The organism is Sphingomonas sp. LR60, from assembly GCF_036855935.1.
Classification (GTDB): domain Bacteria; phylum Pseudomonadota; class Alphaproteobacteria; order Sphingomonadales; family Sphingomonadaceae; genus Sphingomonas.
In genome coordinates, this window is sequence record NZ_JASPFK010000001.1 from 2,446,958 (window position 1) to 2,460,812 (window position 13,855).

Consider the following 13,855-nt stretch of genomic DNA (forward strand, 5'->3'; position numbering starts at 1 on the left):
GTCGAAAGCGCGATCGCGCCGTTCCCCGACCAGACGTCGACGATCGTCGTGCCCGTCACCGCGCGGCTCGACCAATTGGAACGCGGGCTCGACAAGCGCACGCCCAAGGTGCTGTGGACGATCGACGAACATCGCGACAAGTGCGTCAAGGGCAAGCGCGTCGACCTCGGCATCGGCAAGGTTAAGGTGACGCCCGATCTTGGGTGCCGACTGGTCGGGCAGGTCACCCGCGGCACGATCCGCGTGGCGGGGCGTGGCGAGCGGCTGGACATCACCATGCCGGTCTCCGCCGTGATCCATGTCCGCGATATCGGCGGGGTGTTGGGCGAGACCGTCACCGCGCGTGCGATGGTGCACGCGACCGGCAAGCTGGCGATCGTCGGCGACTGGCAACCACGTGCGACGCTCGATCTCGCTTATGGCTGGCGCGAGCCGCCAGGGATCGAGATCGCCGGGCAGCGGATCACCTTCACCAGCCGCGCCGACCAGAAGCTGAAACGCGTGGTTGAGAAGCTGGAACGCGACTTGCCCGGCGAAGTGGCGAAGCTCGACCTGCGCGGGCAGCTCGCGGGCGCGTGGCAACATGGCTTTACGGTCATCGAACTCAGCAAGCGCAATCCGCCGGCGTGGATGCGCGTCGCTCCGCGAACTCTTGGTGTCGGCGGCTATCGGATCACCGGGCGCGAGCTGCAGTTGACGCTGGCAGCCGAGGCATTGACGCAGACCTTCGTCGGCAAACGTCCGGACGACCCGACGCCGACCCCGCTGCCACGACCGTCGCGGATCGCCGGTCAGCCGGGCCTACGCTTCTTCATCCCGGTGCTGGCCGATTACGCGCAGCTTGAGCCGGTGGTGCAGCGCACGTTGCGCAAGCTGGCGGCGAAGGGCATCTCGCTGACCGCCGTCGGGCCGGTCGACGTCGATTTCGGAAAGGTCACCGTCTACGCAACCGCCAACAATCGACTGGCGGTGGGCGTGACCGCGCGCGTCGTGCCGCGCGACCGCCGCTTCCCGGCGACCAGCGGCGAGGCGTGGCTGACGGCCCAACCCTATAACGAGGAAAACTCGCAGCTGGTGCGCGCGCGCGATGTGCAACTCGCCGCCGACACCGATTCGGATGCGGTCGACCTGATCGTCAGCCTACTCGACGCCACGCAGGTCCAGCAGGCGGTAGCGGTGGCGTTGCAGCACGACTTCGCGCCGGATTATAAGCAGGTGCTTGCCAAGGCGCAGGCGGCGATCGGTGCGCGACAGGAGGGCGACTTCTTCCTGTCGACCGATGTGGCGCGCGTGACAACCGGCCGGTTGCAGGTGACCGGCGCCGGGCTGTTCCTGCCGGTGCGTGCGGAGGGCGCGGCGCGGATCGCCTATCGGCCACGCTGATCCGCGCCGCGATCGGCGGCGCCGAGCGCTGACGAACGACGGCGCTCAGAAGCCAGCGTAATCCGAGAAGCGGGTGATCGTCGGGTCGAACTTGAGCACCACCTTGCCCGTCGCGCCGTGGCGCTGCTTGGCGACGATCAACTCGGCCAAGCCATAGACGCGCTCCATGTCGGCGGCCCAGCGCGCGTGATCCTCGAACACCTTGGCCTCGTCGCCTTCCATCGGGCGCTTGGGCTCGCGCTGCGCGGTGTAATAATCCTCGCGGAACACGAACCACACCATGTCGGCGTCCTGCTCGATCGACCCCGATTCGCGCAGATCCGAGAGCATCGGGCGCTTGTCCTCGCGGCTTTCGACCGCGCGGCTGAGCTGCGACAGCGCCAAGACGGGAACGTTCATGTCCTTGGCCAAGGTCTTGAGCCCACGCGAAATCTCCGAAATTTCCTGCACGCGGTTGCCATCGCCCTTGCCCGACCCGGTCAGCAGCTGGAGATAGTCGACCACCACCAGCCCGATCTCGTTATTGTGTCGCCGCTGGAGCCGCCGGACGCGGGTGTGCAGCGAGGCGATCGTCAGGCCGCCGGTGTCGTCGATGAAGAAGGGCAAGTTCTCCAGTTCCGCCGCGGCTGCCGCGAGCTGCTCGAACTCGGCCTTGCTGATCTTGCCCATGCGCAGCGCCTCGGAACTGATCCGCGACTGTTCGGCGAGGATACGCGTCGCGAGCTGGTCGGCGCTCATTTCGAGGCTGAAGAACGCGACTTTCGCGCCGACCGACTTGGACGGCGGAATGCCGTCGCGCATGTCGCGCATCCAGCGTTGCGCAGCGTTGAAGGCGATGTTGGTGGCCAGCGACGTCTTGCCCATACCGGGACGGCCGGCAAGGATCATCAAGTCCGAATGGTGCATACCGCCGATCTTCGAATTGATCGAGTCGAGCCCGGTGGTGACGCCGCTGAGGTTGCCGCCCCAATTCAGCGCCTTCTCGGCCATCTTGACCGCCATCGTACTGGCTTGCGCGAAGCTCTTGACGCTGTTCTCGGCTCCGCCGTCGGCGGCGACGCGGTACAGCTCTTCTTCCGCGGCCTCGATCTGCGCGCGCGGATTTACCTCCTCGCTGGTGTCCATCGCGCGGTCGACCATCGAATGCCCGACCGAGACGAGCGTGCGCAGCATCGCGAGATCATAAATCTGCGTCGCGAACTGTCGCGCGCCGATCAGCCCCGCGCCCGACCCGGTCAGGGTGGCGAGATAGGCGACCCCGCCCAGCTCCTTCATCCCCTCGTCAGCCTCGAACATCGGCCGCAGCGTGACGGGCGTGGCGAGCATGTCCTGTGATCGAAGTGACTTGATCGCGGCGAAGATGCGCCCGTGCACCGGCTCGTAGAAGTGCATCGGCTCGAGCCGGTCGACGATGTCGTCGGCCAGCCGGTTGTCGATCATCATCGCGCCGAGCATCGCGGCCTCCGCCTCGACGTTGCGGGGCAGATGGACGGGTTCGGCCGAAGCCGGTTGCGGGAATGCCAGAGTCGCCATTTCCCCGGCTATAGTCGATCGTGGCGCCTCGCATAACCGGGATCGACGTTGTCGCGGCGCGACTTCGGCTTTAACGGCACACGGATGGCCGATCCGCGGATCATCGACATCGAACTCGACGAGCGCACGATCCTGTGGCGCTCGGCGGATATCGAGCAGGAACGGCGGATCGCGATCTTCGACCTGATCGAGGACAATCATTTCGCGCCGCAACGCGAAAATGCCGACGGTTATGCGGGACCGTATCGCGTCAAGCTGGGCGTCGAGGAAGGGCGGCTGGCGATTCATATCGCGCGCGAGGACGGGACGCCTCTGGAGACGCTGGTGCTGGGTCTGGCGCGATTCCGGCGACCGATCCGCGACTATTTTGCGATTTGCGACAGCTACTTCCAGGCGATCCGCCAATCGACACCCGCGCAAATCGAGACGGTCGACATGGCGCGGCGGGGGATACACAATGAGGCGGCCGAGCTGCTCCGCGAGCGGCTGGACGGCAAGATCCATATCGATTTCGACACGGCGCGGCGGCTGTTCACGCTGATCTGCGTCCTGCACATCAAGGCTTGAGTTACTGATTATGTGGGGTTTGGGACGGCTCGTGCTGGTTCTGGCCGCGTTGGCGCTGGCCGGTGTGGCGGGGTGGCGGCTCGCGGTGCGCTGGGCGCCGGGGATCGAGAAATATCCGCTGCAGGGCGTCGACGTGTCCGAAAATACGGGCACGATCGTGTGGCCGGTGCTCAAGGGTGCGTCAGGAGCGCGCTTCGGCTACGCGGTGGCGACGGTCGGTGCCACGACGCGCGACCGCAACTTCCAGGCGAACTGGGATGCGATGGCGAAGGTCGGGCTGACGCGCGGCGCGGTGCACGTCTTCTCCTTCTGCCAGTCGCCGCGCGTGCAGGGCGACGTGTTCAACACCGTCGTGCCGCGCGACCTGAAGGCACTGCCGGCCGCGATCGCGTTCGATTACGACCCGACCTGCCCCGACCGGCCCGAGCGCGCCGCGCTGATCGCCGGGGTGCGGGCGATGATCGAGCGGATCGAGGCGCATATGGGCAAGCCGGTGGTGCTGCGCATCGCCGGCCGGGTCGAGGACGATTACCGGCTGACCGAGGCGCTCAACCGCAAATGGTGGGCGATGGGCAATTTCCTGAAGCCGGGCTATGGCACGCGGCCGTGGTCGATGTGGCGCGCCAGTGACATGCGCGGCGTCGACGGGGTCGACGGGCCGGTCAATTGGGATGTCGCGACAGAAGGAGCCTTCGAGAATGAGTGACGCCCCCGGCTGATCGCCGCCGCCCGCGATGCGGCGCGCCATGCGCACGCGCCTTACTCGCGCTTCGCGGTCGGGGCGGCGGTGTTGCTGACCGACGGCAGCGTGGTGACCGGGGCGAATGTCGAGAATGCCAGCTACGGCCTGTCGCTGTGCGCGGAGACGGTGGCGATCGCGACCGTCGCCGCGCAGGGTCGGCTGCGCGAGGTGGTCGCGGTGGGCGTGATCGGTGGTGCGATGGATGCCGAGGGGCGCGCGCGCGGCGATCAGCCGGTGCGGCCTTGCGGGCGGTGTCGGCAGGTGCTCAACGAGGCGGCGCAGCTCGGCGGGCGCGATGTGGCGGTGCATTGCGCGGGCGCGGAGGGCGAGGCGGTGGCGAGCTATCGGCTGAGCGAACTTTTGCCCGATGCGTTCGGGCCGGGGGATCTGGGGATTTCGTGACGCGAACCGCAGGACACTCGCCCCCCCGTTCGTGCTGAGCCTGTCGAAGCACGTGAGAGAAGCGCAGCGCCTGCAACACGCACTTCGACAAGCTCAGTGCGAACGGATCGGATGGTTGTCCGGTTGGGATGGCTGACACATGCACCGCCTGCCCGTGGCGATCCGCTCGCTGAACTCGACAGACATGGGCCCCTGCCTTCGCAGGGGCGACCGGCCTTTTGTCTGGGTGGTGCGGGCGGTCGGACTCGAACCGACATGTATTGCTACGGCAGATTTTGAGTCTGCTGCGTCTACCATTTCGCCACGCCCGCGCGTGCGACCGGCGGCGCTATAGGACAGCAATTCGGCGCTGGCTAGGTGTCGCTGTCTTGACCCATCACCCGCTCAGGGTCTGTACTCAATCGCCAAAAGGATCGTGATCGCCGGTGGAAGGCCGCCCACAAGGAGCGCAGCGCAGCCGGGTAGCAGAGCTACCCGCAAGCAAGCGACGATGCTGGGCGGTCTTCCACCGGCGACCGCGAGCGGCGGGCGGCTTTGGCGCCAAGCGGCGTCGCGCGTCGGTCACGATGCGAGAGCATCGCTCCCTCCTTGCTCCTGGCCTGGCGCCAAAATCCGCTCCGTCACGACCTTGTGGCGATTGAGTACAGACCCTAGGCGTCATCGCAGGTCGCCATAGGAGAGCTGCATGAGCGATAGCGTTTACCCCGCCCCCGCAGGCACCGACGACAGCATCGACCGCGCACACGCCGCGGCGGCGTGGCAACGCTCGGTCGACGATCCCGAGGGCTATTGGCGCGAGGAGGCGCAGCGGCTCGACTGGATCGCGCCGTTCGGCCAGGTGAAGGACACGTCGTTCGACCAGGCCGATTTCCGCATCCGCTGGTTCGCGGACGGCGTGCTCAACGTCTCCGCCAATTGCGTCGACCGCCATCTGGAGATGCGCGGCGACCAGACCGCGATCATCTGGGAAGGCGACGAACCCGGCGAGACCAAGGCGCTGACCTATCGCGAACTGCACCGCGACATGTGCCGCTTCGCCAATGTCCTCAAGGCGCTGGGCGTCGCGAAGGGCGACCGCGTCACGCTCTATCTGCCGATGATCGCGGAGGCGGCGGCGGCGATGCTGGCCTGCACGCGGATCGGCGCGATCCATTCGATCGTGTTCGGCGGCTTCTCCCCCGACAGCCTCGCCAATCGCATCCAGGATTGCAATTCGACGCTGGTGATCTGCGCCGACGAAGGGTGCCGCGGGGGCAAGCGCATTCCGCTGAAGGCCAATGTCGACAAGGCGGTCGCGCGCTGCCCCAGCGTCAAGCATGTCCTCGTCATCCGCCGCACCGGCGGCGACGTGGCGATGAGCGAGGGGCGCGACATCTGGCTGCATGACGCGCTGGAAGGCGTCAGCGACGATTGCGCGCCCGAGCCGATGAACGCCGAGGACCCGCTGTTCATCCTCTATACCTCGGGGTCGACCGGCAAGCCGAAGGGCGTGCTCCACACCACCGGCGGCTATCTGTTGTGGGTGACCAAGACCTTCAAGGACGTCTTCGATTATCGCGACGGCGAGGTTTACTGGTGCACCGCCGATATCGGCTGGGTCACCGGGCATAGCTATGTCGTCTATGGCCCGCTGGCGAACGGCGCGACGACGGTGATGTTCGATGGCGTCCCGAACTATCCCGATCACGGGCGGCTGTGGGAGACGGTCGACCGGCTGGGGGTCAACATCCTCTACACCGCGCCGACCGCGATCCGCGCGCTGATGCGCGAGGGCGACGAATGGGTGACGCGCCACGATCGCGGGTCGCTGCGGCTGCTCGGATCGGTCGGCGAGCCGATCAACCCGGAGGCGTGGAGCTGGTATCACCGCGTCGTCGGCGGCGGGCGTTGCCCGATCGTCGATACCTGGTGGCAGACCGAGACCGGCGGAATCCTGATCTCCCCCTGCCCTATGCCACCGATCTCAAGCCCGGCTCCGCGACCAAGCCGCTGCCGGGCGTGCAGCCGCAGATCGTCGACGCGGAGGGCAAGGTGCTGGACGGCGCGGCGGAGGGCAATCTGTGCATCACCGATAGCTGGCCGGGGATGATGCGCACCGTTTGGGGGGATCACGAGCGGTTCTTCCAGACCTATTTCAGCACCTATCCGGGCAAGTATTTCACCGGCGACGGATGCCGTCGTGACGACGACGGCTATTACTGGATCACCGGCCGTGTCGACGACGTCATCAACGTCTCCGGGCACCGCATGGGCACCGCCGAGGTCGAATCCGCATTGGTCGCGCACGCCCAGGTCGCCGAGGCGGCGGTGGTGGGAATGCCGCACGAGGTGAAAGGCCAGGGCATCTATGCCTTCGTCACGCTCAACAGCGGGGTCGAGCCGTCCGATGCGCTGCGCATCGAGCTGCGGCAATGGGTGCGCAACGAGATCGGGCCGATCGCGAGCCCCGATGCGCTGCAATTCGCGCCGGGGCTGCCCAAGACGCGCTCGGGAAAGATCATGCGGCGCATCCTGCGCAAGATCGCCGAGAACGATACGGGCAATCTGGGGGACATCTCGACGCTCGCCGATCCGTCCGTGGTCGATACGTTGGTCGCGGAGCGGGTGCGGTAGGGGATGGATCCCCCTCCCCTTCAGGAAAGGAGCTTGTTTCGATCACGGTGACAAGCACACGAGACTTGGCAACCCCTCGAAGTTAGCGCTATCTTTTTCCGGCTCGCCGCGGCGGGACGCGAAAAAGATAACGATGGAGGGATGGCCATGACGAGGCGCAAGGTTCGTAACGGGTGGGTCGCAGGCTGCGCGGTGTTGCTGCTGTCAGGGGCGGCGTCGACCGCGCTGGCACAGGCTGACAAGATGACGCCGATCGAAGCTCCGGCGCAGCCGACCGCGATCACGCTCGACACCGGGCCTTTGCCCGATGCGCCGAACAAGGAAGCGTGGCACCGGCAATATGGCAGCACCTTCACGCGCAACGTGACGGTGGCGACGCTGACGCCGTTCCTCCCCGCCCCCGGCACTGCGACCGGCGCGGCGGTGGTGGTCGCGCCGGGCGGCGGCTTCCGCACGCTGTCGATGGAGAATGAAGGCTGGGATGTCGCCAAGGCGCTGGCGAAGCGCGGCGTGGCGGCGTTCGTCCTCAAATACCGGCTGAACCAGACGCCCGCCGATATGCCGGGCTTCGAGAAGTCGATGGGCGAGATCTTCTCCAGCTCCGCACCCCGTCCGCGCGTCGATCCGACCGCAATGACCGCTCGGCTCGGGCCGCAGATCGCCGATGCGCGCGCCGCCTTCACGCTGATCCGCCGCCGCGCCGCCGAATGGAAGGTCGATCCCGATCGGATCGGCATGATCGGTTTTTCGGCGGGTGCGATGCTGACGATGGCGACGACGCTCGCCGGCGGGGACGCGAAGCCGGCGTTCGTCGCGGATATCTATGGCCCGCTCGGCGCGATGGACGTGCCCGCCGATGCCCCGCCGCTGTTCATCGCGCTGGCGGCGGACGATCCGTTCTTCGCCAACGACGGGATCGGGTTGGTGGACAAGTGGCGCGCGGTGAAGCGGCCGGTCGAGTTCCACCTCTATGAGCAGGGTGGGCACGGTTTCGGCATGTACCAGAAGCCGACGACGAGCACCGGCTGGTTCGACGCCTATGTCCGCTGGTTGGGGATGCACGGGTTGCTGGCGGCGAAGAAGTAACCGCTAGCGAGCCGCGCTCGTCATTGCGAGCGTAGCGAAGCAATCCAGGGCGTCCTGGTCCGGCTCTGGATTGCTTCGCTGCGCTCGCAATGACAGCGGGAGCGTCAAAGGCGGAAGCGGATGCCGAGCGAGTAATAGCGCCCTTCCTCGCGGACATCGACCGGATAGCCGGCGTCGGCGGCGAAGTTGCGGTAGTTGCGCCACGGCTGCGCGAGGATGTTGCTGACGTCGGCGGTCAGCGTGATGTTCTCGAACGGCGTGTAGGAGGCCGAGAAGTCGAGCCGCGAGATCGGCCGCACCGTCACGCCCGCGAACTGCGCCTCGTCCGGATTGCGGGTGAAGCTCTCCACATATTCGGAGCGGCGATTGTACGAGAGCCGCGCGGAGATCGGGCCCTTTTCGTAGAAGCCGGTGGCATTGTACGTCCACTTCGACACGCCGGTGATCGGCACGGTCGGCGCCGCCTCACCCAGCGACGACGGCAATTGGTTGGTGCCGTCAAGATAGGTGACGTTGAGCTGCGTGCCGAAGCCGCTGAGCAGGCCGGGCAGGAAGTCGAAGAAGGTCTGGAAGTTGGCCTCTGCGCCCTTGATGCGTCCCGAGCCGGCATTTTCCGGGCGCGAGACTTGCAGGCGACCATAGGTCGGGTCCTGCACGATCGACGTATAGTTGCTGATGAAGCCGAACAGGTCGCGGTAGAAGACCGAGGCGGTAAACGAGCCGGTCGGCGCGAAATACCATTCCAGCGTCGCGTCCCAGTTGTTCGAGGTCAGCGGCACCAGATCGGGGTTGCCGCCGCTGCCGGCCGCATCGAACGCGCCGCCGGTGACGGTGCTGCGCGTGATGTTGAACGCCGGGTTCAGCTGACCGAAGTTCGGGCGCGTCCGCGTCTCGGTATAGGCGAGGCGGGCCTGCAGCTTCGGCGTGAACTTCAGCCGCGCGCCGAACGACGGCAGCACGTCGACGTAATTCTGCCGGTTGATCTGCGACAGGAACGAGATGACGTTGTCGGTGTTGAGCCGCGTCACGCCGCGATAGGTGCCGTCGTTGTTGACGACGCGGACACCCGCGGTGCCGTCGACCTCGATCCCCGCGACGGTGAAGTCGTAGTTCGCCATCGCATAGGCGGCGTAGGTGCTTTCCTGCGCGCTGAACCCGCCGTCTTCACGAAGTGCGATCTCTTCCTGGCCGAAGCGCGCCACGCTGTCGCGCAGGTCGCCGTTGTTGGGATCGCGCGCGATGAGTTGCGGGCCGACCGAATAGGCCAGCGCGCGCAACGCATCGAAGTTCGAACGGATCGCGGCGCGCGACGGCATCAACCAGTTGCGGAACTGCGCGGCGGGCTGGCGGAAGCCGTCCTCGACCTTCTCGAGCGCGCCGGTCGGCAGGCTGGCGAGCGGGATGCCGAGCGCGTCGGTGGCGAGGTAGCGGTCGCCCTGCTCGAGCTTCGCGGTGCGCGACACCCAGCGGACGCCGAAGTCGAGCCGCTTGATCAGCGGCAGCTCGGTATCGAGCTGGAGATCGGCGCGCCACTGATGCCCGCCGCCGGTCGCGTGGTAGCGCTTCTGGTAGAAGCCGCGCCAGATGTAGTTGTCGGGGTTGAGCGCGTCGAAGCCGGGGAAGGCGAACGATGCGCCACCGTCGCGGTCGAACTCGACATCGACCTGCGGCGACGAGGCGAAGCGCGCGTCGAGGCTGTATTCTAGCTGCGAATAGGTGCTGTAGGTATAGGCGTAATCGCTGCTGATCTTCGCGCGGTCACCCTTCCATACGAAGCCGATCGCACCCTGATAGGTGTCGGTTCGGTCGTTGAACGTCGAGCGGAACTGCTGCGGGGCGAGGCCGCCAGTCTTGGTGAGGCTGCGCACCTTGCGCGGGTCGCTGGGGTCGAGGACGACGTTGCTGAGCGTCGGGCGCGTGCCGTTCTGGCCGGGCAGCGCGAGCGTCTCCGCCTCAAGCAAGGCGGTGAAATTCTCGTTCGACTGTTCGCCGCGATACGCCTGCCACAGCCCGTCGGCATAGACTTCGAGCCGATCACTGGGGCGCCATTGCAGGCTGCCGTTGACCGACGGACGCGTGCGCGTGCCGGTCGCGAAGTAATTGCCGACCGAATTGGGGATGCGGAAATCGGTGCCGACGCCCGGCGTCGTGACGTTCAGATCGTCGGTGGCATTGTTGACGTCCCCGATCGGGGTGCGGGTCGTCTGGTCGTTGAAGCGGACCGCGTTGCGATAGCGGGTGCGCGTGACCGCGACATTGACCAGCGCGCCGATCTCGCCGATCCCGGTGTCCCAGCGATCGGTGATCAGGATGTTGCCTACGGGATCGAGCTTGCCCGACTGGTCGTTGTACGCGCCGCGGATCCCGCCCGCGATCTCGAAGCCGGTGAAGTCGAACGGACGACGCGAGCGGACGTTGACCAGCCCGGCCAGACCCGGCTCGATCAGGTCGGCGGTGCCGGACTTGTAGACCTCCAGCGCGGCGAGTGCGCCGGCCGGGAAGTCCTGAAGCGCGACGCCGCGGTTCTCGGCAGTGAAGATCTCGCGATTGTTGAAGGTGGTGCTGATATCGCCAAGCCCGCGGATCAGCACGCCGTTCGCTTCGTCGTTCGAGCGGTTGACCTGCACACCGGTGACGCGCGCCAGCGCCTCGGACGCGTTGTTGTCGGGCAATTTGCCGATGTCCTCGGCGACGACGGCATCGAGGATCGACGTCGAATCCCGCTTGAGCGCCTGCGCCGAGCGAAGGCTGGCACGCACGCCGGTCACGACGATGTCGTCGGCAGCGGGACCGGTCGACGCGACGGACGACGTCGGCGCGACCGCACTTGCCTCCTGCGGCAACGGTGCATCCTGTGCGGCAGCGAGACCCGGCGTCAGCGCCGTTCCGGCGAGCAACGCCGTCCGGAACAGGGTTTTCATCGTCGCCTTCACTGCATCTCTCCCACCTCCGCGATCCCGCTCGCGGCGTTTATTAATCAGACATAATGCGGGGAGGATTGACGCGTCAACATCATCAAGCCTTCACATAGCGTGAAATTGCAAGATTTAGCGGCGTGATTGTAGCTTGTTAACCACACGTAACAGCAGCGGGAGCGGCGGGAAACGGATCGGCTTGTCTGACATTCAGCGCATGTGAGCGCAGAGTTCAGGAGGGGAGAACCTCCGACGATCAGCTTCGAAACTCGGCGACGACCGAGGCGGCGCGATCGGCCTTCGCGCGATAACCCGCGGCCATGGAGTCCAGGAACGCGCTGTCGCCGCGTGTATCGAGATGACGTGCCAACCGGCTGTAGCGGTCAGCCTGTGCGCGCAAATGAGAGATAACAGTTTCCACAAATGCGCAGCGGATGAAGAAAGATTCCGTTCCTGATGCTCGCCGTTATGGGTCACCAACCAATTTACCATTACGGCGATATTCATGGAGCACCGGCTCGGTATAGCCATTCGGTTGCGCCAACCCTTTGAAAACAAGTGATCGTGCCGCCTGCATCGCCAAACTATCAGATGTGAGCGGACGATAGATCGGATCCGCGGCATTTTGCTCATCGACCCGCGCCGCCATGCGCGTGAAGGCCGCATCGACCTGCGCGGCGGTGGCGACACCGTGATGCAGCCAGTTGGCGAGATGCTGCGACGCGATGCGCAACGTCGCGCGATCCTCCATCAGCCCGACGTCATGGATGTCGGGGACCTTCGAACAACCGATGCCCTGATCGATCCAGCGCACGACATAGCCGAGGATGCCCTGCGCATTGTTGTCGAGTTCGTCGGCGACCTCCTGCGCCGACCAGTTGTGCCCCGCCGCGAGCGGGATCGTCAGCAGCGCGTCGAGCGGCGCGACCGGCTCGATCGCCCGCGCCGCCTGGCGTGCGGCGACCGACACGCGATGATAATGGGTGGCGTGGAGCGTCGCGGCGGTCGGTGACGGCACCCAGGCGGTGGTCGCTCCGGCACGCGGGTGCGCGATCTTCTGTTCGAGCATGTCGCGCATCCGATCGGGCGCGGCCCACATCCCCTTGCCGATCTGCGCCCGTCCCGCGAAGCCGCACGCCAACCCGATCTGGACGTTGCGATCCTCATAGGCAGCGATCCACGCGGCATCCTTCATCTGCGCCTTGCGAACCATCGCGCCCGCCTGCATCGACGTATGGATCTCGTCGCCGGTGCGATCGAGGAAGCCGGTGTTGATGAAGACGACACGGTCGCGCACCGCATGGATGCAGGCGGCCAGATTGGCGCTGGTGCGGCGTTCCTCGTCCATCACGCCGACCTTGATCGTGTGGCGCGCGAGCCCGAGCAGATCCTCGACCGCATCGAACAACCGGTCGGTGAACGCCGCCTCGTCACGGCCGTGCATCTTCGGCTTGACGATATAGATCGCACCGGCGCGCGAATTGGCCCGCGCACCGCCGAGATCGTGGAGCGCGATCAGGCTGGTGAGCGCGGCGTCGAGGATCCCCTCCGGCGCTTCGCTGCGATCGGGCAGCAGGAGCGCGGGGGTGGTCATCAGGTGCCCGACGTTGCGGACGAACAGCAAGGCGCGCCCCGGCAGCGTGAACGGCGTGCCGTCGGGCGCGACATAGGCGCGGTCGGCGGCGAGCCGGCGCGTGAGCGCCGCGCCGTTCTTGGTGAAGGTTTCCGCCAGATCGCCGCGCATCAGCCCCAGCCAGTTGGCGTAGGCGGCGACCTTGTCCGCGGCATCGACCGCCGCAACCGAATCCTCAAGGTCGCAGATCGTGGTCAGCGCCGATTCGAGGATCACATCGCTCAGCCCCGCCGGATCGTTGCGGCCGATCGGATGCGCACGGTCGATGACCAGTTCGATATGCAGCCCGTGATGGCGCAGCAGCCAATTGTCGCCGGCCCGCCCCGCAAGCTGTGTCGGGTCGGCAAGCGCGGGCGCGTCCCCTGCCCAGTCGCGCCAGCTTCCGTGTGCGAGCGGCAACGCATCGTCGAGGAAGTCGCGCGCCCAGCCGATCACCTGCGCGCCGCGCGCCGGATCGTAGCCGGGGCCGGCGGGCGTGCCCGGCAACGCGTCGGTGCCGTACAGCGCATCGTACAGGCTGCCCCAGCGCGCGTTCGCCGCGTTGAGCAGGAAGCGCGCGTTGAGGATCGGGACGACGAGTTGCGGCCCGGCGACGCGCGCCACTTCGTCGTCGACCGCACCGGGCGCGATCGTGAACGGCGCGGGTTCGGCAACAAGATAGCCGATCTTGCGGAGGAACGCCTGATAGCCGGCGTGGTCGTGCGGCTGCCCGGTGCGCGCACGATGCCACGCATCGATTTGCGCCTGCAACGCGTCGCGATGCCGGAGCAGCACAGCATTCTCGGGGGCGAAGCGCGCGTAGAGGGCGGCCAGGCCGCGCCAGAAGGCGTCGGCGGCGATGCCGGTGCCGGGCAGCGCACGGTCTTCGACGAAGCTGGCGAGTTCGGCGGCGACATTCAGTCCGGCGCGATCGGCATAAGGGTCGGTCATCGTCCACATCCTCCTGACCGACAGCCTTAACCGGCTTGCGATCCTGTCGGT

9 protein-coding genes, 1 tRNA gene and 1 pseudogene are annotated in these 13,855 nt (G+C 66.6%); 6 read left to right on the forward strand and 5 right to left on the reverse strand.

The features are described 5' to 3' along the window. Nucleotides 1–48 precede the first annotated feature (48 nt). A complete protein-coding gene (locus QP166_RS11480; protein WP_333916018.1) occupies nt 49–1,383 on the forward strand; it encodes a DUF4403 family protein in 1,335 nt (444 codons plus the stop codon). A gap of 45 nt (nt 1,384–1,428) precedes the next feature. Here QP166_RS11480 and QP166_RS11485 read toward each other — a convergent pair whose 3' ends face one another. After that, nucleotides 1,429–2,916 carry a replicative DNA helicase gene (locus QP166_RS11485; RefSeq protein WP_333916019.1) on the reverse strand — a complete coding sequence of 496 codons (1,488 nt, stop codon included), beginning with the start codon at nt 2,914–2,916 and terminating at the stop codon, nt 1,429–1,431. Between the two features lie 84 nt (nt 2,917–3,000). Between QP166_RS11485 and QP166_RS11490 the strand changes: the two genes are divergently transcribed. Genes QP166_RS11490 through QP166_RS11500 form a run of 3 tightly spaced genes read left to right on the forward strand, consistent with a single transcriptional unit; the run spans nt 3,001 to nt 4,627 of the window. Then, a complete protein-coding gene (locus tag QP166_RS11490) occupies nt 3,001–3,483 on the forward strand; it encodes a UPF0262 family protein (RefSeq protein WP_333917327.1) in 483 nt (160 codons plus the stop codon). A 31-nt stretch (nt 3,484–3,514) separates the two neighbouring features. Continuing rightward, entirely contained in the window at nt 3,515–4,189 is a 675-nt protein-coding gene (locus tag QP166_RS11495; RefSeq protein ID WP_333916020.1) for a glycoside hydrolase family 25 protein, read from the forward strand. Nucleotides 4,190–4,198: 9 nt separating this feature from the next. After that, the gene (locus QP166_RS11500) at nt 4,199–4,627 is read left to right on the forward strand and encodes a cytidine deaminase (RefSeq protein WP_333917328.1); all 429 of its coding nucleotides are present in this window, start codon (nt 4,199–4,201) and stop codon (nt 4,625–4,627) included. A 227-nt stretch (nt 4,628–4,854) separates the two neighbouring features. Here the strand turns inward: QP166_RS11500 and QP166_RS11505 are convergent. Next, a tRNA-Leu gene (locus tag QP166_RS11505) sits at nt 4,855–4,938 on the reverse strand. A 374-nt stretch (nt 4,939–5,312) separates the two neighbouring features. Here QP166_RS11505 and acs point away from each other — a divergent pair. Beyond that, nucleotides 5,313–7,240 (forward strand): annotated as a pseudogene (gene acs / locus QP166_RS11510) (acetate--CoA ligase). Between the two features lie 147 nt (nt 7,241–7,387). Then, nucleotides 7,388–8,326 carry an alpha/beta hydrolase gene (locus QP166_RS11515; RefSeq protein ID WP_333916021.1) on the forward strand — a complete coding sequence of 313 codons (939 nt, stop codon included), beginning with the start codon at nt 7,388–7,390 and terminating at the stop codon, nt 8,324–8,326. 104 nt (nt 8,327–8,430) lie between these two features. On the opposite strand, the gene QP166_RS11520 is transcribed toward QP166_RS11515, so the two are convergent. The 3 genes from QP166_RS11520 to QP166_RS11530 all read right to left on the reverse strand — a co-directional run bounded on the left by QP166_RS11520 (nt 8,431) and on the right by QP166_RS11530 (nt 13,804). After that, a complete protein-coding gene (locus tag QP166_RS11520) occupies nt 8,431–11,247 on the reverse strand; it encodes a TonB-dependent receptor (RefSeq protein WP_333916022.1) in 2,817 nt (938 codons plus the stop codon). Between the two features lie 250 nt (nt 11,248–11,497). After that, nucleotides 11,498–11,662 (reverse strand): hypothetical protein, encoded by a 165-nt coding sequence (locus QP166_RS11525; protein ID WP_333916023.1) that lies wholly within the window; start codon nt 11,660–11,662, stop codon nt 11,498–11,500. A gap of 45 nt (nt 11,663–11,707) precedes the next feature. Further along, nucleotides 11,708–13,804, reverse strand: a complete 2,097-nt coding sequence (locus QP166_RS11530) for a malate synthase G (RefSeq protein ID WP_333916024.1) — start codon at nt 13,802–13,804, stop codon at nt 11,708–11,710. Nucleotides 13,805–13,855: the final 51 nt, after the last annotated feature.